Source organism: Phocaeicola dorei, assembly GCF_013009555.1.
In the GTDB taxonomy this organism is placed as follows: domain Bacteria; phylum Bacteroidota; class Bacteroidia; order Bacteroidales; family Bacteroidaceae; genus Phocaeicola; species Phocaeicola dorei.
Map to the genome: position 1 here is coordinate 4574551 of NZ_CP046176.1, position 24879 is coordinate 4599429.

The window sequence follows — 24879 nt, forward strand, 5'->3', positions numbered from 1 at the left end:
AAGAAGTTATGTCAAAACCCAGATGATTCTCTCACCCGGCTTAACATAACTTCTCCTGAAATAAAAAAATATATTAATCTGATTTATTTCAACAGTACTCCTATCTCACCAACAGCAGTTACTGCCTTATTATTTATTTCGGTAACAGGCTCCAATTTAAAATAACGGGCCGGATAAGTCTTTCCGAAACGTACAAAATAAGGAACAGGATTATGCATGATATTACTGAATTCACCTGTAGCGTCACACTTCATCCAATCCTTACCATTCCGGCTGACATAAAAGTTGTATTTATAGATAGTGCCAGTCAGATCCTCCTCCTGTGCAGGAGCATAACTAAAACCGGCTATTTCCACTTCTTTACCCATATCAACCACCAAGGGAGTTAAAGTTTCGGTTTTCCAAACAGTTTCCTGTTTTCCATCAATGGCTGCGGCTGCATCCATGCCCACTGTTTTCCAACCATCCACCGGGACATCACTCAAGGTTACTTTCATTGTTTTATCAACCAATGGTTCAGCATAATACAAGCCGATGTTACTGATATTGACGGTTCCACGAGCACCCGTAATTGTCACTCTAACCTTTTCGGCATAACTATCTGAGAAAGGCAACAACCGTTTATATCCCACCGTAGTTCCCTCACCCACATGATGCCATGCGCCATTGGCAAACACTTCTACTGTAAAACCTTCCACACGCTGGCCTTTTGTAATATCCTCCTGAATTAAGAAAGTATTAACAAGTGTATTCTTCCTCACCTTATATTCTTTCGTATCTCCTACTTTGGCTGTCCATATTCTATTTCCCTTCTCAACTTTATTATCGGCAAAGGTCTTTTTTATATATTCCGTCAACTCCTTGATACGTTTCACATCATTCTCGTGCATCAAACCACGTTTATCGGGTGGAATATTCAGCAACAAAACAGAGTTACAGCCCACAGAACGATAATAAATATTCACCAAGTTGGCAAGTGAACGAACTTGATTATCCTGTTCGGCATGATAGAACCATCCCGGACGGATAGAAACATCAACTTCAGAAGGATACCAGAACAAATCCGATGCTTTAGATACCAATTCACGGCTTCCCAAATCCTTGGACATAGCATTTATGCCCAATCTCTTATAGACTTCATCAGAACCCAGATAAGAATTAGGCATCAAAGCCGTTGCACTCCATTCCGTGGTACGTCCCAATCCACCTTCATTACCTACCCAACGCACATCATCGCCCATGATAGCGGTAACTGCCTTAGGTTGAAGACGACGGATAGTCTTCAAAATAGCGTCCCAATCATATTCCTGCTTCTTTCCGTTAGGTCCTTCGCCATTAGCTCCATCAAACCATACCTCGTGCACTTCTCCATAATTGGTAAGCAGTTCAGTCAGCTGTTCGATGAAAAACTTATTATAAGCTTCTCCTTGTCCGTAACATTCCGCATTACGATCCCAAGGAGAAAGATAAACTCCGAATTTCAATCCATACTTGTCACAAGCTTTGCGGAGCTCCTGTACCACATCCCCTTTTCCGTTTTTCCATGGAGAAGAAGCAACCGAATGCTTGGTTGTCCGGGTAGGCCACAAACAGAAACCATCGTGATGCTTGGCAGTAATGATAGCCATTTTGAAGCCACCTTCCTTCAGAGCTCTTACCCATTGTTCACAATCCAATTCGGTAGGATTGAAAATGGCCGGATCTTCTTTACCATCTCCCCATTCACGACCTGTAAAGGTATTAATACCAAAATGAAGGAAACAAGTGAATTCCATTTGTTGCCATGCCAACTGTTGCGGTGTAGGCACCAAGCGGGAAGCCATATCTATCTTCTGTGCCGTAGTCGCTCCTGCCGGAAAAGCTACGTGTTTCTCATAATACTCCTGTGCCTGAGTTCCCAGAAAAGCACAAAGTAAGGCTGCGGTTAGAATCGTTTTTCTCATTTTTCTTTATTACTAGGTTATTTTAATGGACAAATCATAAACTCAAACGTATGCTTCTCCACCGGAACACGATATGGCGGCAATACCCCCGGACCACAAGTCGCAGTACCTACCCCCGACTGTTCCGCATCTAAGTGAACATTTATAATCCCTGTTCTCTCAAGTTTATTAATATGAGTAGCTTTATCTACATTAGAATCCGTAAATGGAATAACACAGAACTGAAACACTTTATCCGAACGGAAAGACAAACCTTCTCCTGCCTCATCCGCCAATTCCATCCAACGCACATCCGTACGATTTCCTGTAGCCTGGGGCTTCACATAATAATGGAACATACGTTCTGCATCTGTATGGTAAATTCCGATACATCCAGACTGATTACGGTCTATATAAGTTTCATGTTCACCACGTCCCAAATAAGAAACCTTGTTATAGGCATACGGCATTTCAAATGCCAGGCCCACTCTAGCCAATGAAGTAACAGCAGAAGTATCCGGCAAGAAAGTTGTCTTTACTTTTAATGCACCATTGCTCTGCAAGGTATATACAAAGGTAGCCATTCCCAACTTTACGCCTTTAGCATTCCATAACTCTACTTCCGCTTTACCACCTGTTTCAGATGCTTTGACAAAAGTAGCTTTTTGAATCATATTATCCAAACCTTCTTTCCTCCAAACTTTGGCTCCTCCTGTTTTTTCCCTGCTGTCATTGTCCGTAACAGGACGATAAAGGCTGAGAACTACAGGAGATGAAAGCATCTCTTTACCTTTATATATATAAGAGCGTAAAGCGCCGGTTGCAGGATCAATATCTATCTTCACCTTATCAGCCAATTTGATTTCCGGCGCACGATACCCTTTATTGGCAGACAGTACAAACTGGTCATAGGCCACTTCGTCATGAGTTCCAATAAAGGGAGTTGCCTTATCAGGCGTCCAAGACAGATTCAAATAAGCCTCACGAATCGTAGAAGGCAACTTTACAGCACCCAAAGAGAATGTTACAGCCTCATGAGGGGCACAGTCTGCTTTTCGAGTTCCTTCTGCTATCACTTTCCCATCATCCCCCATGACCTGCCAGTGCAACGTATAGGCATTCAAATTGGTAAAGTCATACCAGTTCTTGACTTCCACTGTCAGCTTCTTAGGATCGGTCAGTACCGATTTGATATATTGATACTCCTTCTTCACTTCAATGAGGTGCGGATGCGGTTCGCGGACTGCATTGACCAACCCGTTACAACAGAAATTGCCAAAACTGGGCACATCCTTCGGACCATAATCCCCACCATAACTCCAATACCATTTACCATCCTTATCTATCTCGCGGAAAGATTGATCCACCCAATCCCAGATACAACCTCCCTGAACAATCGGTTCGGTTTCGAATACATGCATATATTCCTTTAATCCTCCGCCACTATTACCCATAGTATGCAGATACTCTGTCATGATGAAAGGACGATAAACTTTAGGTTCTGTCTGGCGGGCATAGGCCATGAGTTCTTCCACGCTGCGATACATACGGCAATAGATATCGGTATTATAATTCTGTTCGGCCCGTTCATATTGTACAGGACGACTTTTCTCCACTGACTTCATCCAGTCATATGTACGTTCGAAGTTAATACCGTTTCCGGCTTCATTCCCCAATGACCAGATAACGATAGCCGGATGATTCTTGGAACGCTCATACATACGTTGGGTACGATCCATGTGGGCAGGCAACCAAGTGGAATCTTTGGCCAATGAAGCAGGTCCATACCCCATGCCATGCGATTCAATATTAGCTTCATCTATCATATAAAGTCCATAACGATCACAAAGCTGATACCAATAAGGATGGGTAGGGTAGTGCGAATTGCGGACCGTATTGATATTATGCTGTTTCATCAATTTGATATCTTTTTCCATCAGTTCCTTGCTTACAGTCCGTCCTAATTGGGAATGTTCATGACGGTTCGTTCCCTTTACCAAAACCGGCACACCATTGATGCAAAAACGTCCGTCCTTAATTTCCGAAGTGCGGAAACCTACTTCACATCCGGTAAGTTCCGTTACTTTACCTGTTACATCTTTCAATTCCAAGATCAGTGTATAAAGATTCGGATGCTCAGCACTCCAGACTTCCACATCCGGCAAACTTTGTTCATCCAACTTCAAGAAATGGCTCAATCCCTTCGATTTGATAGGATATTCACCTTGCAGAACCGCCTTACCGGTTTTATCTTCCAGTCGGTAAGCAAAGGTAGTCATGGAAGTAGAAGGCCCTTCAATGGTAGCTTCCAAACCGAAAATACCTTCTTTATATTGTTGTTTGTCTAAAGAAGAGGTTACTTTATAATCGGCTATATACTGTTTAGGAGTGCTGTAAAGATACACATCACGTTCAATACCACTCAACCGCCACATATCCTGGCACTCCAAATACGATCCGGCGCTCCAACGGTAAACCTCCAATGCCACCGTATTCTCACCTTTCTTCAATTTATCAGTGATATCCCATTCGGCCGGTGTCTTTGAACCTTGATTATAGCCCAACAGATGTCCGTTCACCCAAATATAGTAAAAAGAAATCACTCCTTCACAACAGATAACCACACGGCGGTCTTCCCAATCGGCAGGAATTGTAAAGGTACGTCTGTAGGAACCGACTTCATTCTCTTTATATGGAACTAAAGGCGGATTCTTTTTAAAATGGAACAGTTTGTCATCGAACTCATAGGTTTCGTTTACATAAATAGCTGTTCCATATCCTTGGCGTTCCCAATTGCCGGGAACCTGAATATCCGCCCATCCTCCTGTATAAAACTCCGGTTTATAAAAATCCTTCGGACGGTTATCGGGATTCTTTACCCAATGGAATTTCCAACTACCGTTCAGACTCATATAATAAGGAGAAGATTCATAATCTCCGTTACGGATATCAGATATGGTTTGATAAGGCCACACATAAGTATGAGGGGCCAGTTTGTTCAGTCCGACAGCATATTGGCTCTGCCATTCGGGTTGTTGTTGCGCCGTTACCGGAAATATAACCAGGATAGCCAAAAAATATAATAATGTATTTCTCATATATCTATTTATTCTATCATTACCTCATCAAAATAAATCCTTGCCTCTTGTCCGGGACGTACATGGGTTGCAGGACACTCTCCGACTCCTTTAGCAATAATCCGCACATAACGGCCAATTTCCTTATTCAAATCAAGTACCACATCCTCTTTGAAAGTCCCTTCACGGAAAATCTCTCCATCTGTGAACTGTTTACCGGATACTTTACGATAATCCCGATTATTATTTGAAACCCACACTTCAATATCTGCCGGTTTATGGGCAGCCATGCCATAATTCGTTATACATCCCACTGATACAGAACGAAGCAATTCCTTCTTTTGCAAATCTATAGTAAAAGCAACAGAATCACTGCTTTCCCATGAATGCCATTCGAAATCCGACTGGCGCAAGCTGCCACGTATGCCATTTACTAAAATCTTCCCGGCCTGTTTATTTCCTAAAACAGGTTTGGCGGTAGCCTTATTCCAAGCCAAAGGCAATGTCAATATTTTTCCCATCTGCCGACCTGCTCTATAAGTCGCACACTTTATAGTTTGTGTATCAGTCACCATCAACGGGTTCTTATACAGCAGAGACCGGTCTGTCGGCTCCTTACCATCCACTGTGTAACGGATTTCCACATCAGGACGTTCACATTCCAGTCTCACCTGTAGTTTTCCATTAACAGGAGTTACCGTATGTTGTATATTATACATGGAACAGGCAAACACAATCCCTTTTGCAGACAGATGCTCGTTGAATTTATCCATTGCCACCAAAAAACTTCTCCAATTCTTATGCCAAGGCTGTGTCCAAGCCACTTCGGCTAAAGCAGCCAGACGAGGGAACAGCTGATACTCCACATCTTTCGGTTTATTGCAAAACTCAGTCCACATAGAAGCCTGTACTCCCATCAGCAAGGAACGTACCTCCGGGCTCCATTCTTTCTGTATCGGTTCATACCTATATATATCCTTCAATGTATTATTTCCAAAATAGGTCAAAGGTTCAAACCATTGCGGTCCCTGATAACGAATCAAATACATGATACGTGCAGGAGTCATGACAAACCGATGCCCTTGCTCCGCCGCCTTGACGGCAGCCTGACCGTAACCTCTCCAACCATAAATAATTGCTCCGTCGGGAATCCGGGTATTGGTCAGTTCATCCCATCCCATGACTTCTTTCCCTTTGCTTTGCACATATTTACTCATTCTCGTCATAAAATAACCTTGCAACGCTTCTTCGTCCTCCAGGCCTTCCTGTCGCATACGTTCCTGACAAAGCGGACACTCCTTCCAATGCGTTTTCCGAGCCTCATCCCCACCCAAATGAATATATCTAGAGGGAAACAACTCCACCACCTCATCAATCACCCCTTGCAAGAAAGTGAACACACTATCATTTCCTGCACAGAAGATCACATCCGCATGACTTCCTCCCAGTCCTGGAAGGACACCGATAAATTTATCGACCACAGGACAAGCCAGCAACGGATAAGAAGCCAACGCCGCATTACTATGAGCCGGCATCTCAATTTCAGGAATCACTTCAACCTGATGTCGAGCGGCATACGCCACTATCTCACGGATATCCTCCTGAGTATAAAATCCTTTTTCTACAGTCGGTTCACCCTGCCGGGGATTACGACGCTCCGGAAAAGATTTTCCAGGACGATCTACACGCCGTGAACCGATTTCAGTGAGTAAAGGATATCTCTTTATTTCAATACGCCAACCATTATCATCCACCAAATGCAGATGCAGGGTATTGATTTTCAACATTCCCATACAATCGATAATACGAAGCAGATTCTCTTTCGGAATAAAAAAGCGGGCCACATCCACCATCAATCCACGATATCCGAAACGAGGTTCATCCTTGATTGTCATAGCCGGCACGCTCCAATCCGCAGTTTCCGCCACCGCTGTGCCCTCAATGGAAGCAGGCAATAACTGACGAATAGTCTGCAAGGCATAAAAGAAACCTTTTGTATCTGAAGCTTTAACTATTATCTGCCTGGGAGTTATTTCCAGATGATACGCCTCACTCTTTAATGCGTCATCGGTAAGGAAACTGATTTTTCCCTTCTTTTCTCCAACCTTCACACAAGGAGTAAATCCGGCCGCCTGGGTAAAAAGAGCAGAGAAACAGCGTGCAACCTCTGCCTGCTCCTCATTTTCTACCGTAAAGTCTGTTTTTCCGGAGAAAGTAAAGTAACCTGTACCCGGAGTGACACTCTCCGGGCAGGGAACAATAGATATAGGTTGGATTAGATTGTCAGCAGGTAAGGCCATAGTCGCAAATAACGACCATAGCAAAATCAAACAAGCGTATTTCATGATATATGCTATTTTTCTTATTCTTTGTCTCTATCGGGTGAAAAGCGTACCGGATCATTATACTGCTCCTGCAATCTTGCCAATTCAGCCTTCAGCTCCGTCACAACCGGTTCATATTCTTTCTGACCATAAAGATTGTGCATTTCCGTAGGGTCTGCCTGTAAATCATACAATTCCCATACATCAATATCATTATAGAAATGAATTAATTTATAACGCTCTGTACGTACACCATAGTGACGTTTCACCATATGTTCTGCCGGATATTCATAAAAATGATAATACAATGATTTGCGCCAATCAGCAGGTTTTTCTCCTTTCAACAGTGGAAGCAACGAAACACCTTGGATATCTTCAGGAACAGGAGCACCTGCCAATTCCAGAAAAGTAGGTGCATAATCTATGTTTTGCACTAATTCTGTAATATCACCTTTCCGGTCGAAACCTTTGGGCAACCGCATTATAAGCGGAGTATGCATGGATTCTTCGTACATAAAGCGTTTGTCAAACCAACCATGTTCTCCCATATAGAAGCCTTGGTCTGAAGTATAAACCACCAAGGTATTGTCCAGCATATTCTTTTCTTTCAGATAATCCAGTACACGGCCTACATTATCATCCAACGATTTCACTGTTTTCATATAGTCACGCATATAGCGCTGGAACTTCCAATCGGCCAGTTCTTTACCCTGAGGATTCTTTTTATAAAAGTCATCAATAATGGGACCATAAAACTTATCCCATGCCGCACGCTGCCCCTCATCCATACGTCCGATATAATTTTCATAAAGAGCCTTCAAACGGGTTTGTTTATCGGGGCGAAGCATCTTAAGGTCATAAATCATATCCATATCCTTCACGATGCTCATTTCCTGTGCCGCTGCCGCAGGGCGTCCTTCATAATCATCAAAGAAATTATCGGGCAACGGAAAAGTTTTATCTTCATACAAAGACAAGTTACAAGTATCTGCCAGCCAGTTGCGATGAATAGCCTTGTGATGAATTAAAATACAAAAAGGTTTGTCCTTATCTCGTTTGTTCTCCATCCAGTCTATGGCATCATCAGTAATGAGATTGGTTATATACCCATGTTTTTGAATGGTGTCATTGTCTTGCGTAATAAAATCCGGATTATAATAATCACCTTGTCCGGGTACAATCTCCCAATAATTGAAACCTGTGGGCAAACTCTCTAAGTGCCATTTTCCGATAAGGGCGGTCTGGTATCCGGCCTGTTGCAGCAGCTTCGGAAAAGTCTGTTGCGAACCATCAAATATACAAGTGGTATTATCATAGAATTTATTAGCACAACTATGCTTGCCGGTAATCATGCAGGCACGGCTGGGACCACTCAATGAATTGGCCACAAAACTATTTGTAAAACGCACTCCATCATTAGCAATGCGGTCAAGGTTGGGCGTTTCCATATAACGCTTGTCATAGCAACTCATCATCTGGGCAGTATGGTCATCGGTCATTATATACACGATGTTGTAAGGTTTCTGCTCCTCAGTTTTCTTTTGTGAAGCGCATGATGACAGAGATGCCACAGCAGTAATGCCGGTCAAAGAAAAAAATAATCCTGATTGTAGGTTGTTCATATTCATAAATTTAAATAAGCAAAGAATTAACATCCGCAAAGATACAAGTTATATTATTGTTTCTTGTCTGGAAATGACTATTTTATATCTGAGAATGTCCAGAAACAGGTTACAGACAAGAAAAAAACAGATGCAAGGCGCAGGTGCGCCCTGCATCCGGAAAAATCCAATAAAGACCTATTGAATAAAGCGTTCTATCATGTTTCCTTAATTAGTATAACCATAATTATTGTCACTATAGTCAAGAGCTGAATTGGTGTCTATCTCATCTTTCGGAACCGGGAGCAATAAATTTTTCTTCAAGAAATTTTCATCATTCAAATTTCCATCATTAAAAATACGTTCTCCCCAATTGCCGTTCCGTTTAGGATTATTGGCCACTGATTCTTGAATAATTCCATGCCCATTGTTGACCTCAAAAGCCTTTTTCAGAAACTCTGTGCCGCGTAAACGCATTTTCTGATACATTTCCGGTTCACCGGCACCTTCAAAAATACGTTCAAAATAAATTTTCTCACGCACTTGTTCTTTAGACAAGCCACTCCTCCAGTCAGCCGGCTGAGATGCGTTTCCTGATTGACGCGCTCTCTTCAGCACCTCATTGGCAAATGTTATCGCCTTATCAGTCTGCCCCAATTCATTATATACATCCGCTGCCATCAGTAACATATCTGCATAACGATACAAAATTAAATTCTTATGACTGTTATTACCACTCTGCTCAGGATCCCACGGCTTCTTGAAATAGGGCCATGACTTTGTATTGGTAGATGGCTTTTTTGTCGCATTTTCCAACAAAGACAACAAGCCTTTCAAATACCCTTTTTCAGCGGGAGTCGCAGTAGCCGTATCGGCAATCATAGCATAAAGTTCTTCAGCTTTCGGACTAGCCGGATCAGCTAACTTCTCGTAAGGAATCCGTCCTACATACAACTTGGGTTTCTTCCATCCGGCAGGTTTTTCTTCTCCTCCAATGGTATATGTAAAATAAGGATATGCATATACAGTATCGCGTGCCGAAGCTATAGGCTCCTCTTTAGGTTTCTCACCTTTTCCTACTCCGGCATAAGACTTCCAATAAGTCAGGAATGTGCTTTCAATACGTGGATCACCGGGATAAGTAGCCCAAAAATAATCATACAAAGCTTTTGAAGCACGTATGCGGTCCCAAGCCTGCCCATTACAAGAGCCATTAGGAGCGACCAGCCAGCTACCCCGGTTACGGGTGGTAGAACCTGCAAGTGCAAAATTCAATTGAAAAATAGATTCCGGAGAACCTTGTACATAATCAACAAACAAATCACTGAATTTATCCGCCAGCCGATATTTAGGCATTACCTCATCAAAACACGCTTTCGCCTTCTCCCAAGCCGTATTATCACCCTGACAGCCCAAAGTATGATAAAGTTTTCCTAGATACGCTTTCGCTGCCCACTTCGTTGCAAAACCGTCATCATCTTTTTCCGGTAAATTCTCATAAGCGAACTCCCAGTCAGTACGTACCAATTCAAAGACCTCATTTTTAGGAGAACGAGGAACAGCTACTCCGTCATGAGCAGAGGGAGTGGTCTTTAAAGGTACATCTCCATAGGTAACTGCCAAATTGTAATAAGCCAATGCACGCAAAAAACGAGCAGCCGCTTCCATTGGCAATTTATCAGCCGATTCTAACGGACTATCGGCAATATTGGCAATGAATGCATTTGTTTCACCAATCACTTTATACATCCCTCTCCACGCCATTGTGTTTATAGTTTCATCAATTCCTCCGTCCATAGAGACCAATAAATCTGTAGAACTGCCATTTGTTTGTGACCATCCAAAACCACAATATCCAAATGTTACTTCCTGCCATGCCTGGCCATAAGCATTATCAGCCGACATATATCCGTAACATCCCATCAAAGCCTGTTTGGCATTTTCCACAGTACTAAACTGAGTTTTTGTATTTATCGTATATTGCGGGTCTTCATCCAGCCACGATTCGCAGGATGCCAATAACAAAGCACCTGCTAATAAAAATATATATTTTAGTTTTTTCATTTTACAAAAAAATTATCGGTTAAACTATTTAAAAGGCCACATTTAATCCAAAGACATAAGAACGTTGGCTTGGAAATGCATTCATATCAATGCCCGGGCGTAATCCATCAAAAGCAAACGAATTGATTTCCGGATCGTATCCACTGTAATTAGTGATGACAAATGCATTTTTAACCGAAGCAAATACACCTATATTCTGAAAGCCGATTTTCTTCATCCAAGATTTTGGCAATGTATAATTCAAAGTGATATCCGAACAACGCAAGTAACTTCCATCCTCAATATAACGGTCATAAACCACGTTCTTTACATTCGCCGTAGCCGACGGATAAAGATTTGAATGATTTTCTTCCGTCCAGATATTCCGGAATGCTTCTTGTGTCAAATTACCAGCTTGCCGAGAGGGCGTATAATAACGGATATTCGTATTCAATATCTGATTACCATGCACACCATTAAAAGAAGCCGAGACAGACAGGTCTTTCCAGGCAATACGAGTTTGGAAACCATAAGTAAAGTCCGGATTCGGATTGCCTAAAATGGTTTTATCCTTTTCATCCACAACACCATCCTCATTCATATCCACCGCTTTTATATTACCGGCTCCCAAGTCATTGGCCACAGAACTGGAATAATATTTGGTTGATCCGTCAGCAGCCGTATAAGCAACTTTTCCATCTACAATATCTTCCGGCTGAATAATACCTTGAGTCTTATATCCGAAGAACAATCCCGGTGCCTCACCTGCAATGAAAAGATTAGCAATACCAAAATGATCCCCTATAGAAGTTCCCTGATATCCACGCACATTTTTCAAGGTTCCAAAATCTGTCGGTGCAAAACCCAGATCACCAATTTTTGATTTATTAAAACCAATGTTTCCGCCCAAACTCCAACTCCAACCGTTCAAGTTACGGAGAATATCTCCATTCAAACTAATTTCAACACCTTTGTTTTTCAACGAACCTTGATTCAACATCACACTTGCAAAACCACTGGAAGCAGGCAATGAACGCGAAATAAGCAAATCATTAGTTTTTTTCTGATATACATCTACTGATCCTGACAGACGGCTGTTGAAAAAAGCAAAATCAAAACCCACATTCCAAGAAGATGTACGTTCCCACTTCAACCCGTCATTCTGCAAATTGCTTACCGCCATTGCCAAAATCTGATCCCCTGTGGCTTTTGCATAATCTATTATTTGTGAATAATCAGAGAAAGTAGCATAAGGATTAATGCCCTGATTGCCTGTAACACCAAAACCTAAACGTATTTTCATTTGATTCAACCAGTTAATATTCTTCATAAATTCTTCCTGCTCCATACGCCAAGCTAAAGAGAAGGAAGGAAAGTAAGACCATCGGTTACCCTTTTTGAATTTACTTGATCCGTCCGCACGTACAGATGCAGTAAGCAAATATTTATCATAAGCAGAAAGATTGATACGACCTAGATAAGACAGTAACTGATAATCCTTTTGGGTAGGTTGTTCATGAGTCTTCACAGAAGCAAGGTGTAACCCTTTTGTACGTAAGTCAAAATTAGAGAAACGAGTACCCTTCACATTCTTATTCAAGAATGTATGTCCGTCATAAGTTACACCAGCAGTAGCTCCCAGATGAATACCTTTCGCCAAGTCAATATTTAAATTCAATAAGTTTTCTATATTATAATTGGTCTTATTCAAGTTAGCCATGGCTAGCACACCTTGATCATTAGCACCGATAGTGAGCTGCATACCATACCAACGAGCACGTTCGTTTATATTCACATTTCCCCCGGCACGAAGATTATACGAAAGATATTTGCAAATATTCCATTTCAAATCCAGACTACCGCCAAAGCTTTTATCATCCGTTATATCATCATAGTCATCCCGCCAGCTATAAACAGTAGTTTTTGCATCCATGTCCGTTTGTAATGTCGGGTCGTCTGCCGGAATTTCATAAGGAGCTGTATCCAGTACTGTACGTGCCAATGAACCGGCAATACCACCTGTCGTATTACCTCCGGTCATCATATCATTTTGTTTGATAGATCCATTCAGAGCAAGTGCCATAGTAACGGACTTTGAAAGGTTAGCCGTAAGGTTTGCACGCAAATCACCTTGTTTAATACCTGTATTACTTACAATACCTTTTATATCCTTAAAGCCACCCGAAACATAATAAGTCATTGCATCCGATCCTCCGCTGACCGATGCAGAATAAACTTGAGAGAAAGCGGATGAATAGGCTTCTTTCTGCCAGTTCTTATAACTCAAGACACGATAGTATTCAGGGTTGGTAGGATCTTTCTTATATTTATCCAAGTTTTCACCATACACATAATGCATCTCGCCATTTGCTTGCGGATAGTACTTTTCCTCGCCGGAATTAGCCTTCATATTGGCATAAGCAGCGTATTGTTCCAGATTCAACATATTATGCAGGTTACGGGCGTCCGCAATAGTAAAGTTTGCAGTCACGTTTACTTTAGCCTTACCTGCCTTCCCTTTTTTAGTCGTAATGATAATAACACCATTCGCACCGCGGGAACCATAAATTGCCGTAGCCGAGGCATCTTTTAATACAGTGATATCTTCAATATCCGCAGGATTCAAAGCACTTAAAGGATCTTGCGCAATTTGGAAATCACCGCCACCCATAGCCGACTCTGCAAATTCCCCGGTGGAAGATTGCGGGACATTATCAATAACATACAGAGGCTGGTTATCTCCACGCAATGAGTTAGCGCCACGAATTGTCACAGAACTGGCAGCTCCCGGAGCAGCCATAGATGAAGTTACATTCAGCCCCGCCACCTTACCTTGCAACAGATTATTAAAAGAAGCTGTTTTAGAAGCATCGTTAGCATCCGGACGCAAGCTGGCGGTAGCACCGGTCAAATCACTCTTTCTTGCCGTACCATAAGCCACTACCACTACTTCATCCAATGTCTGAGTATCATCTTTCAACTGAACATTCAATACTTTTTTCCCTCCTACCGGCAATTGCTGGGTCACATAGCCAATAAAAGAAAACACTAATGTAGATTTGGAGTCAGGGACATCAATAGAATAATTGCCATCAAAATCTGTAATGGTTCCCGTGGTTGTACCTTTCACTTGTACATTCACACCGGGCATCCCCTCGTTAGTACTATCAGTAACTTTACCTGTTACTTTTATCTGCTGGGCAAACATATCTGGAATTGCTGCCATACAGAAGACACACACTAGAAAAACGTTAAAGAGGTTCTTCTTCATAGAATTAAATTTAAATTAGTAATTTATGATAGTTAACATTATTTTAATTTGTGGCAAATGTAGAGGAAAACAGAGGTATAAGAGGTACAATAATCACTATTTTTAAGTCCAAAATTAGCTAAAAAGGTCCATTTCACCGAGAAATAGTCAATTTTGGAGGAGGAATAAACAAAGTCGGAAACCTGGCTATTGTTTTTTTAAAGACAATGACAACCGACCCAAATACAAAAACAAGTATCTTTGTATCTCCAAATATGTTTTTATCCATTAATCAATATATTATGAAACTAAAACTTTCTATTTTAACAATCCTGCTGTTCTTCTTATCAGCCTCTTTTCCCTTGGCCGCCCAAAAGGCTCCCCAACCGTTTGATATTGACACCCCTTCGCTCCGCGTCTTCCTTCCGGCTCCCGAGCTAGCGACAGGCCGTGCCATAGTAGCCTGTCCGGGTGGCGGATATGGCGGACTGGCTGTCAACCACGAAGGCTATGACTGGGCACCTTACTTCAACAAACAAGGCATCGCACTGATTGTACTGAAATATAGGATGCCTCATGGTGACCGCACTCTCCCCATCTCGGACGCCGAAGCTGCCATGAAAATGGCACGCGACAGTGCCGATGTATGGAATCTGAATCCATATGATATAGGTATAATGGGCTCCTCTGCCGGAGGGCATCTAGCTTCAACCATCGCCACACATACCCGCCCCGAACTCCGCCCTAACTTTCAAATCCTATTCTATCCTGTCATCACCATGGATAAATCCTATACTCACATAGGGTCTCACGATAATCTTTTAGGTAAAGACGCTTCCGCCGAACTGGAAACCGAATTTTCCAATGAGAAACAAGTAACCAAAGAAACTCCCCGCGCCTTTATCGCCTACAGTGACGATGACAAGACAGTTCCTCCTGCCAATGGAGTAAATTATTACCTAGGGCTACACAAGAATCATGTACCAGCCGTACTCCATATTTATGCCAGTGGCGGACATGGCTGGGGTATCCGCGAAAACTTCATTTACAAGAATGAGATGTTAAACGATTTATCTGCCTGGTTGCGCAGTTTCAAAGCTCCCCGTAAAGATGCTGTCCGTGTAGCCTGTGTAGGCAACAGCATTACTTACGGAGCAAGAATCAAAAACCGGAGCCACGACAGCTACCCCGCCGTTCTAGGCCGTTTGTTAGGAGATAAATACTGGGTGAAAAACTTTGGAGTCAGCGCACGTACTATGCTGAATAAAGGTGATCACCCTTATATGAAAGAACAAGCTTATCAACAAGCATTGGCGTTCAACCCCAATATCGTTGTTATCAAACTAGGAACTAATGACAGCAAGTCATTTAACTGGGTATATAAAGCAGATTTCATAAAAGATACACAGACCATGATTGACGCCTTTAAAGCCCTTCCCTCACAACCTGAAATCTATCTATGCTATCCTTCAAAGGCATATCTTACCGGAGAAAGCATTAATGATGATATCATCTCAAAAGAGATTATACCTATGATTAAGAAGGTTGCCAAGAAAAACAAGCTGCCTGTCATTGACCTTCACAGCGCAATGGATGGAATGCCGGAATTATTCCCCGATCATATCCATCCCAATGAAGAAGGAGCGAAGGTGATGGCAAAAGCTGTTTATGATGCTATAAAAAAATAAAGGAAACGAAGGAGCAGACAGGGATTAATCAGCAAAAAAGAGATTTTTATCGGTTGTCCACATTATTCATCGTCTTTTTGTTGTGTTATTCAAGACAATCAACTATTTTTGTTCCCAAACCTTGAGTAAGTAATGAAAACATCTGCCCACAACATACGAATCCTGTCCTTGCTCCTTCTATTCATTCTATTACATTCTATATCAGAAGCCAAACAATACTTTTTCCAACAAATTCCCTCTCAAAACGGACTTTCCTCCATGGTACGCTGTATGGAAGTCAGTCAGGAAAAAGGATATGTCTGGATAGGGACACGCTCAGGAATCGGACGATTCGACGGTTACGAACAGCGAAGATATCTGCGCGGTAATGTCACACATATTTTGGAAGATGAAGAACATACCATTTGGGTCATCACAGAAAAGGGAGTATTCCGCTACAATGAAATAGAAGACAATTTTATCCTTGTGCGGGATAAAGACAACAATCCGGTAATAGCCAGTTCTCTTTGCCTATGGGAGGACGGAGTAATCTTCGGGGGAAGAGGAAGACTATATAAATACAACTATGAAGACCATATTATCAACCTGTTCCATACGTTGAAACCGAACGGCAAGTATCATATTTCCAATCTTTACCAATGGGATTCCCACACTCTCCTAGCCACCAACCGATGGGCAAAAGCTTTATTTATTGATATCGCTACGGGCAACACCCGTCCTGTTCCCTTCAACAGTGAACAGATTATCTCATTGTTGATTGATAGAAAAGGAAATGTATGGGTAGCTCATTACAATCAGGGAGTAAGCTGTTATGGCCGTAATGGAAAACAATTACAGACCTATCATACACAAAATTCTCCTCTCAAAACCAATGTAGTGCTATCATTAGAAGAGCATAATGGACAAATATGGATGGGTACAGACGGCGGAGGAATCCATATTCTCAATCCGCAGACCGGCAAGATATCGACATTGAGGTATATTCCGGGAGATCGTTACTCCTTGCCTGCCAACTCTATTCTTTGTCTATATAACGACAAAAGCAACAATATGTGGGCGGGAAGTGTACGCAATGGATTAATCAATATTAAAGAGGTAGGAATGAAAACTTATCAAGACGTGCTGCCGGGACAGAATTACGGGCTGAGCGAGAAAACAATCCTGTCCATTTATCAAGACAATGACAACCAAATATGGATCGGAACAGACGGAGGCGGTATCAACCTCTTCGACCCGGCCACCGGAAAGTTTCATCACATACTTTCTACCTGGGAAGAAAAGGTAGCTTCCATCACCGGCATGGACAAAAACCATCTACTGGTTTCGCTATTCAGCCAAGGCTTGTTTGTCTTTCATAAAGAAACCCACCGATATCAGCCACTTGTCATTATCAACGACAGCATTAATGATATTTTATGCCATCGGGGAAAAACAGTCAATGTATATCAAAATACTCCTGAAACCATTTTGATGTTATCCGAAACACCTTATAAATACCATATTGGTAAAAAGCAATTCATTCCCATCACCAAAGGAAAAGGCATCACTGATATTGTCGGTACATTGTTACCCATAAACAGCACAGGAGAGGATTGCTATCTGCACGATTTGGAACATATCTATAAAATCAACTCCAGCCTCAACGAACTGGAGCTTATATTTACCTGTCAAACAGACACCGTGTTCAATTCTGTCTCACTAGACGAGAACGGATTGCTATGGATAGGCAGTAACTATGGTTTAAGTTATTATAATCCGGTTACCAAGCAATACACCCTTGTCCCCAATACCCTGATTAATGAAATAAGCTCACTCATTTGTGACCGGCAAGGGCGTGTATGGATAGGAACGGAAGAAAAATTATTCGCATATCTGATTAAAGAAAAGAAATTCATCTTATTCGGTGAACCGGACGGAGTGGTACAAAACGAATATCTGGAGAAACCCCGGTTACTCTCTTCATCCGGAGATATCTATATGGGAGGTGTAAACGGCTTACTACATATCAACCGGCACTTACCTGACGAACCGGCACTTCTCCCCACTCTTCAACTGGCCGACATCCTAGTGGGCGGAGAACGTGTCTACGACCGGATATCAAATGACCACCAACTCAGTGTCAATGAAAAAAGCAAACCGATCATCATCAAAATCATCACCCGTAATAAGGATATTTTCCGCAAACCCATGTATAGATACACCATTACAGGACTGAACGGACAAAACATCTATTCTTATTTACCGGAAATAAACTTAAGCAGCCTGCCAACAGGCAGTTATCACATAAAAGCCGCCTGCAGTACCCGCAACGGTGACTGGACAGCAGACTATGATATTCTTACCCTGATAGTACTGCCTCCTTGGTATAAATCTGGCTGGTTCATCCTAAGTTGCACCCTTTTTATCTTCGTTAGCGTTATCCTCATTTTCATCCTGTTATTGCGTAACAAAGAAACCAAGTTAAAGTGGGCAATGAAAGAACATGAGCAGCAGGTATACGAAGAAAAAGTACGCTTTCTTATCAATATCAGCCATGAGTTCCGGACTCCACTGACCTTGATACATGCACCCTTGAAACAACTAATGGATAAACTTACCGCCGACAACGAAAATTATCCGTTGATCCAAAGCATCTGTAAACAATCTGAACGGATGAAGAACATTCTGAATACTGTTCTGAATGTTCGCAAGATGGAAGTAGGACAAAGCACACTCCATGTCCAGAGCATACAATTGGATGAATGGGCAGAGCAACTGATTTCCGATTTTAAACCAGAAGCCTCCGTCAGGGGCATCACGCTCGTCTATCAACCTGAACCGGAGATTCAGACCTTGTGCTTCGACAAAGAAAAATGTACCACTATCCTGACCAATCTATTAATTAACGCATTGAAATATACTCCCGATGAGAGTACAATCAGTATTTCAACCCGTTTGTCGGAAGACAAGACAAGAGTACGCATATCCATTTCCGACCAAGGTCCGGGACTGAAAGATGTGGATACCAACAATCTCTTTGTCCGCTTTTACCAAGGCAACAACAGTCGTCCCGGCACAGGAATCGGATTGTCCTATTCTAAAATACTGGTCGAACAACACGGAGGCAACATTGGAGCCTACGACAACAAGAATTTCGGAAGCCCGGGAGCCACTTTCTGGTTCGAACTTCCATTAAATACCGAACCGGGAAATATCACGCTGCACCCACAAGAATATCTGAATACACTTCTGGCACCCACGCAAGAAACAGAAAGTATTCCCAAACAACAGGAAGAAAATAAAACAGCCCCAAACCATACCTTATTAGTAGTAGATGACAACAAAGACCTGACCGATTATCTGGCAACAGCCCTGAAAGACCGGTTTAAAACAATATGGGTAGCCGCCGATGGAGAGGAAGCATTGCGTCTTTGCCGGAAAAAACGTCCTCATATAGTTGTAAGCGATATCCAAATGCCCCGTATGAACGGCTATGAGCTATGTAAACAAATAAAAGAAGATTTGGAAATAAGCCATATCCCGGTTATACTGCTCACTGCACGTAATGACGAAGAAAGCCAACTATATGGTTATAAAAACGGAGCAGACGCCTACGTCACAAAACCTTTTGAAGTAAGTATGCTATATGCGATTATCTGTAGCCAACTGCATAACCGGGAACGGATGCGTACCCGTTATACAGACATCGGCCCTCTGCCGCCACCCGAGGAAGGCACCTTCAGTTCTGCCGATGAAGAATTTTTAAATCGCCTGAACCAGATAATCACAGAACATCTGGATAACGAACAGTTGGGTATTCCATTCATTTGCGACAAAATAGGAATCAGCAGAGCTTCTTTATACAATAAGCTAAAAGCATTGACAGATATGGGAGCCAATGACTATATAACCCAAATACGTATGGAGAGAGCTATCTGGCTTATTCTCCATACAGAACTCAGCGTCAATGACATAGCAGATAAGACAGGATTCTCAACCGCCAGATATTTCAGTACTGTATTCAAACAGCATACAGGTTGCTCCCCTACTCAATACAGGGAGAAACCGCCTGTCAGCACTCAATAACCCCATAAAACCCTGTTTTCATTCCATATTGTGTTAATTTCCGACCATTTATAATAATAAATGATATATAATATGGAATAAAAGCAGAAATATAGTGCATAATCCAAATGAAAGAGCTTACTTTGTCCAACAAACAATTAGAGATTTATTCTAGTTTTATTCTCATCATGTATCTTCTCAGTTACCCACATTGAGTATATTCATTCCTGATTTAGAGCTTCTTGAAATTTCGTTGTTAGATTATTAATTTTTTATATTGACAGTTATGAATATGTATGTTGGAAACCTTAGCTACAACGTTAAGGAAGTAGATTTGAGAGAAGTTATGGAAGAGTATGGAACAGTAGGCTCAGTCAAGTTAATCGTTGACCGTGATACAAGAAGATCAAAAGGTTTCGCTTTTGTCGAAATGCCGGAAACTTCAGAAGCCTCAAACGCTATCAAACAGTTGAACGGTGTAGAATATGCCGGCCGTCCAATGGTAGTAAAAGAAGCCTTACCCAGAAATTAATAGCATAAACTTGATAGACAAAGAAAAAGGATTTTCCGCAATGGAAAATCCTTTTTCTTTGTCTATCAAGTTTTAATGAATACTACTTCGTAAACATACACCTGCTACCACTCAATAAATTTACCACGAGCTCTGCGTTCTGCCAACATCTGTGTAAGGAAACGCTGACGGTCCTTAGCAATGTAACGCCGGGCAAAAATATTAGGAACAGCTACCCCCAAAGCTATACAGAAAATAATAAGCGCCGAGTTAATACCATTGGAAAAAGCAAGTGTCACTTCCCCTACCACTCCACGCATATTGATAAGCGCCAGCAACGAACGATACATCAAGACACCAGGTACCATCGGAATGACAGAAGGAATAGTCAGCACATGATTAGGGACATGAAACCAATGAACGGCTTTGACAGCTATCAAACTCACGACAAAGCTTCCCATAAACGAACCGATCACCGGACCATATCCTAATTCAAAGTTTACAAAGTTACGGGTGCATACTGCAATAATTCCACCTACAGCCACCACCCACAACAAACGTCTCTGCACATTAAAAATAGTAGCGAATCCCATAGCCGCAATTGCAGCCGCAACAGCATATACCCAATAAGCATCGTGCGGCACCATACTCAGTTCACTGAACTTCTGGTCGATAGTCACATCATTCATCACCAGCAGCCTCAAGGCAAAAGCGATACCAAACGCCATGCCTCCTACCATCATTACCGTGTTGGCTGCACGCGTAATACCTACCAACAAGTGATTGTCAATCATATCGTCCACAAAATTTATCAGCGGCACACCGGGTACTATATATAAAGTACAGGCCAGCAACGGATGATACGGAGTGGAAGATAAACCGGAAAAAGAAAACGCATAAGCCAGACAAGTACATAAAAATGCAGAGATCGCAATACTCATATATACATTGATACCGAACTCAATGCAACGGGCACGGGTACGGAACCCCACAAAAGTACAAATAGCCGTAATCAGAAAAGCAATCCAGTCACCACCAAACAACTTGCAGAACCCTCCACAAGCAAACCCGGTACAGATTGCCACGACATAAGGGGTATAATTACGCTCCTGACGAGCAATCTTCTCAAGTTCTTCCTCGTATTTATCCAATGAATAATCCTGCTCAATGGCACGCCACGAAAGTTTACTGATTTTTGAAATGGCTTCCATATTGATACCATGTTTCTCGCATTTCTGAAACTTGGAAAAAGAGTGCTTCTCGTCACTCACATTGACCATCAGCATCGTCCACCGGATATCAATATGCAGTTTCTCTTCCGGAATACCCAGATAAGCGGCCACGCGCTTCATGTTTCTTTCAATTCGGTTAGTGTCTGCCGCGCTCTCCATCAGCAGCTTGCCGGTACGTAATAAAAGGTCTAGTTTACGGCGCAATAACAGCACCTCTTGTTCATTTGTTGTCTCGTTCATCTTCTTTTTACCTCAATTTTATTTACTCTGACAGGAAACAGGTTGTTTTTTCGGGATGCAAAGGTACAAAAAGTATATGATATTCATAACTAAATGTAGGAACAGAAATGAAATTGTCGTATCTTTGACCCGAAATAATTAAGTTAGATATGGTAACATTCAAAGAATTCTTTTCATTCAAGAATAACCGCTTCTTCTGGCTCAATCTGATAGCGATGGTAGTGGTCATTGTGGCAGCACCTTTGGGAACCCTTCAATGGCTGGACAACTATACACGCCACGGCGAAGCAGTGGTAGTGCCCGATGTAAAAGGAATGAATCTGCGGATTGCAGAAAATGAACTCGACAAGCAGTCACTAAAATCAATCGTCATAGACTCCAGCTATGTAAAAGGAATAGCCCCCGGTGCTATTTTGGAACAGAATCCCGCCGGTGGCTCCAAGGTGAAGTCGGGCAGAACCGTCTATCTGACCGTCAATGCAGACAGCGCCCCCAAGGTAGCCATTCCCGATATCATGGATAATAGTTCTCTCCGCCAAGCCGAAGCTAAATTACGTGCGTTAGGTTTTAAAATAACCGAACCCGAATATATCAGCGGCGAAAAAGACTGGGTATACAGCATAAAATACCGAGGACGCGACTTGAAAGCCGGAGAAAAGATTCCTCACGAAGCCGTACTGACCCTCACGGTAGGCAACGGCAATGAAACCATGCCCGAAGATTCTGCATTGGTAAATGAATCCGGAACTGCGAACGATGACAAACCTGTGGTAGACGAATCCTGGTTTTAAACTTAACACACAGTGATGATGAGAGAAGAATATGTGGATGAACTAGACGACACACTGGATGATGTGGAACCGGTAGTGGACAACCCCGCCGAACTGTATGAACATTTCCGTGTAGTAGTAGACAAAGGACAGTCACAGGTGCGCGTGGACAAATATTTGTTCGAACGGCTTGTCAACTCTTCGCGCAACCGTATTCAGAAGGCTGCCGACGCCGGCCTCATCATGGCGAACGGCAAACCGGTGAAAAGCAGTTATAAAGTAAAGCCTTGCGACGTGCTGACGGTGATGATGGACCGTCCACGTTATGATAATGATATCATTCCCGAAGATATTCCACTGGATATAGTCTATGAGGACAACGATTTGATGGTAATCAACAAACCGGCCGGACTGGTAGTGCATCCGGGATGCGGAAACTACCACGGTACGCTGGTCAACGCCATAGCATGGCATCTGAAAGACAACCCCAGATACGACCCTAACGATCCGCAAGTGGGATTAGTCCACCGTATAGACAAAGACACCTCGGGCCTGCTCGTGGTAGCCAAGACCCCCGATGCCAAGACTCATCTGGGACTTCAGTTCTACAACAAGACCACTAAACGTAAATACAATGCTCTGGTATGGGGTATCGTAGAAAATAACGAAGGAACCATAGAAGGGAATATAGGGCGCAACCCCAAAGACCGCATGCAAATGGCTGTACTGAGTGACCCCGCCCAAGGAAAGCACGCCGTCACCCACTACCGGGTACTGGAACGTCTGGGCTATGTCACGCTGGTAGAGTGTGTGCTTGAAACGGGACGCACCCACCAGATACGTGTCCACATGAAGCACATCGGGCACACGCTGTTCAATGATGAGCGTTATGGCGGAAACGAAATTTTAAAAGGAACTCATTTTAGTAAATACAAACAATTCGTAAACAACTGTTTCGAGACCTGCCCCCGCCAGGCATTACACGCCATGACGCTGGGCTTTGTCCATCCCCGTACAGGCGAAGAGATGTTCTTCACCTCTCCGCTGCCCGAGGATATGACAAACCTGATAGACAAGTGGAGAAACTATATCAGTAACAGAGAAGAACTATGAAACGTACTATTGCCATAGTAGCCGGAGGAGATTCCAGTGAACTTGTCGTTTCCCTGCGCAGTGCACAGGGACTTTACTCTTTCATTGACAAAGAGCGTTATAACCTATATATAGTAGAGATGGAAGGGCATCGGTGGGAAGTAGTCCTTCCGGACGGTTCCAAAACCCCGATAGACCGTAATGATTTCAGTTTCATGGAGAACGGCGAAAAGAAACATTTCGACTTCGCCTACATCACCATCCACGGAACTCCGGGGGAAAACGGTATCCTGCAAGGTTACTTCGACCTGTTAGGAATTCCCTACTCCAGTTGTAACGTACTGGTATCTGCCATGACTTTCAATAAATTCACCTGCAACCAATACCTGAAAGGCTTCGGTATCCGCGTAGCCGAATCACTGATCCTGCGTAAAGGGTTTGAAATTACAGACGAAGAAGTAATCAACAAAATTGGTCTGCCTTGTTTCATCAAACCCAACGCCGGCGGTTCCAGCTTCGGTGTCACCAAAGTAAAGACTAAGGAAGATATACAACCCGCCATCGAAAAAGCTTTCAAGGAAAGTGACGAAGTAATGATTGAAGCCTTTATGAGAGGAACGGAAATCACCTGCGGCTGTTACAAGACCTCGGACAAGGAAGTGGTATTCCCCATCACCGAGGTGGTGAGTGCCAACGAATTCTTTGACTATGGAGCCAAATACAATGGAGAATCACAGGAAATCACCCCTGCCCGCCTGCCCGAAGATATAGCCGAACGTGTACGTCTGCTCACTTCGGCCATTTATGACATTCTGGGGTGTTCCGGCCTTATCCGCATTGACTATATCATTACCGAAGGCGAAAAAGTAAACTTGCTCGAAATCAATACCACCCCGGGCATGACAGCTACCAGCTTCATTCCCCAACAGGTGCGTGCCGCAGGATTGGATATAAAAGATGTGATGACTGACATTATAGAAAATAAATTTTAGTGGTTCGTGATTAGCGGTTAGTGATTAATATCCATGCGGCACATAATGCAGCCTATTAACCACTAACCACTGGCCACTCATCACTGACTAACC

At 42.7% G+C, this 24879-nt stretch carries 13 protein-coding genes; 6 read left to right on the forward strand and 7 right to left on the reverse strand.

All coding sequences use genetic code 11. The annotated features are described in order from the left end of the window. Positions 1-83: 83 nt before the first annotated feature. The 6 genes from GKD17_RS18820 to GKD17_RS18845 form a co-directional block, all read right to left on the reverse strand. Complete coding sequence (locus GKD17_RS18820; RefSeq protein ID WP_007833019.1) at positions 84-1943, reverse strand: alpha-L-fucosidase; 1860 nt, start codon at positions 1941-1943, stop codon at positions 84-86. Between the two features lie 17 nt (positions 1944-1960). After that, positions 1961-5020 carry a glycoside hydrolase family 2 TIM barrel-domain containing protein gene (locus GKD17_RS18825; protein ID WP_007833017.1) on the reverse strand — a complete coding sequence of 1020 codons (3060 nt, stop codon included), beginning with the start codon at positions 5018-5020 and terminating at the stop codon, positions 1961-1963. A gap of 8 nt (positions 5021-5028) precedes the next feature. Continuing rightward, on the reverse strand, positions 5029-7344 hold the full coding sequence (locus GKD17_RS18830) for a glycoside hydrolase family 20 protein (protein ID WP_007833016.1): 2316 nt from the start codon (positions 7342-7344) through the stop codon (positions 5029-5031). A 17-nt stretch (positions 7345-7361) separates the two neighbouring features. Beyond that, entirely contained in the window at positions 7362-8945 is a 1584-nt protein-coding gene (locus tag GKD17_RS18835) for a sulfatase family protein (protein WP_032935784.1), read from the reverse strand. Positions 8946-9152: 207 nt separating this feature from the next. Continuing rightward, entirely contained in the window at positions 9153-10988 is a 1836-nt protein-coding gene (locus GKD17_RS18840; protein ID WP_007833012.1) for a RagB/SusD family nutrient uptake outer membrane protein, read from the reverse strand. 28 nt (positions 10989-11016) lie between these two features. Continuing rightward, positions 11017-14238, reverse strand: coding sequence for a SusC/RagA family TonB-linked outer membrane protein (locus GKD17_RS18845; protein ID WP_007833010.1), 3222 nt, complete (start codon positions 14236-14238; stop codon positions 11017-11019). A gap of 281 nt (positions 14239-14519) precedes the next feature. Here GKD17_RS18845 and GKD17_RS18850 point away from each other — a divergent pair, with 281 nt between their 5' ends. From GKD17_RS18850 to GKD17_RS18860, 3 genes are all read left to right on the forward strand, one after another. After that, entirely contained in the window at positions 14520-15905 is a 1386-nt protein-coding gene (locus GKD17_RS18850) for a GDSL-type esterase/lipase family protein (RefSeq protein WP_007840877.1), read from the forward strand. A 132-nt stretch (positions 15906-16037) separates the two neighbouring features. Further along, positions 16038-19970, forward strand: coding sequence for a hybrid sensor histidine kinase/response regulator transcription factor (locus GKD17_RS18855; protein ID WP_032935720.1), 3933 nt, complete (start codon positions 16038-16040; stop codon positions 19968-19970). Positions 19971-20235: 265 nt separating this feature from the next. Then, positions 20236-20481: an RNA recognition motif domain-containing protein gene (locus tag GKD17_RS18860; RefSeq protein WP_007833002.1), complete on the forward strand. Its 246-nt coding sequence runs from the start codon at positions 20236-20238 to the stop codon at positions 20479-20481. Between the two features lie 104 nt (positions 20482-20585). On the opposite strand, the gene GKD17_RS18865 is transcribed toward GKD17_RS18860, so the two are convergent. Beyond that, positions 20586-21932 (reverse strand): threonine/serine exporter family protein, encoded by a 1347-nt coding sequence (locus tag GKD17_RS18865; RefSeq protein WP_007833000.1) that lies wholly within the window; start codon positions 21930-21932, stop codon positions 20586-20588. A gap of 149 nt (positions 21933-22081) precedes the next feature. On the opposite strand from GKD17_RS18865, the gene GKD17_RS18870 reads away from it, so the two are divergent. Genes GKD17_RS18870 through GKD17_RS18880 form a run of 3 tightly spaced genes read left to right on the forward strand, consistent with a single transcriptional unit; the run spans position 22082 to position 24786 of the window. Beyond that, positions 22082-22723, forward strand: coding sequence for a PASTA domain-containing protein (locus tag GKD17_RS18870; protein WP_007832998.1), 642 nt, complete (start codon positions 22082-22084; stop codon positions 22721-22723). An 18-nt stretch (positions 22724-22741) separates the two neighbouring features. Further along, positions 22742-23815, forward strand: a complete 1074-nt coding sequence (locus GKD17_RS18875; RefSeq protein ID WP_007856306.1) for an RluA family pseudouridine synthase — start codon at positions 22742-22744, stop codon at positions 23813-23815. Then, positions 23812-24786: a D-alanine--D-alanine ligase gene (locus GKD17_RS18880; RefSeq protein ID WP_007832996.1), complete on the forward strand. Its 975-nt coding sequence runs from the start codon at positions 23812-23814 to the stop codon at positions 24784-24786. The genes GKD17_RS18875 and GKD17_RS18880 overlap by 4 nt, the downstream gene beginning before the upstream one ends. Positions 24787-24879: the final 93 nt, after the last annotated feature.

Excerpts from the sequence above, each read along its gene's own strand:
- GKD17_RS18820 (WP_007833019.1), bottom strand. The coding sequence starts at position 1,943 with ATGAGAAAAACGATTCTAACCGCAGCCTTACTTTGTGCTTTTCTGGGA.
- GKD17_RS18825 (WP_007833017.1), bottom strand. The coding sequence starts at position 5,020 with ATGAGAAATACATTATTATATTTTTTGGCTATCCTGGTTATATTTCCG.
- GKD17_RS18830 (WP_007833016.1), bottom strand. The coding sequence starts at position 7,344 with ATGAAATACGCTTGTTTGATTTTGCTATGGTCGTTATTTGCGACTATG.
- GKD17_RS18835 (WP_032935784.1), bottom strand. The coding sequence starts at position 8,945 with ATGAACAACCTACAATCAGGATTATTTTTTTCTTTGACCGGCATTACT.
- GKD17_RS18840 (WP_007833012.1), bottom strand. The coding sequence starts at position 10,988 with ATGAAAAAACTAAAATATATATTTTTATTAGCAGGTGCTTTGTTATTG.
- GKD17_RS18845 (WP_007833010.1), bottom strand. The coding sequence starts at position 14,238 with ATGAAGAAGAACCTCTTTAACGTTTTTCTAGTGTGTGTCTTCTGTATG.
- GKD17_RS18850 (WP_007840877.1), top strand. The coding sequence starts at position 14,520 with ATGAAACTAAAACTTTCTATTTTAACAATCCTGCTGTTCTTCTTATCA.
- GKD17_RS18855 (WP_032935720.1), top strand. The coding sequence starts at position 16,038 with ATGAAAACATCTGCCCACAACATACGAATCCTGTCCTTGCTCCTTCTA.
- GKD17_RS18860 (WP_007833002.1), top strand. The coding sequence starts at position 20,236 with ATGAATATGTATGTTGGAAACCTTAGCTACAACGTTAAGGAAGTAGAT.
- GKD17_RS18865 (WP_007833000.1), bottom strand. The coding sequence starts at position 21,932 with ATGAACGAGACAACAAATGAACAAGAGGTGCTGTTATTGCGCCGTAAA.
- GKD17_RS18870 (WP_007832998.1), top strand. The coding sequence starts at position 22,082 with ATGGTAACATTCAAAGAATTCTTTTCATTCAAGAATAACCGCTTCTTC.
- GKD17_RS18875 (WP_007856306.1), top strand. The coding sequence starts at position 22,742 with ATGAGAGAAGAATATGTGGATGAACTAGACGACACACTGGATGATGTG.
- GKD17_RS18880 (WP_007832996.1), top strand. The coding sequence starts at position 23,812 with ATGAAACGTACTATTGCCATAGTAGCCGGAGGAGATTCCAGTGAACTT.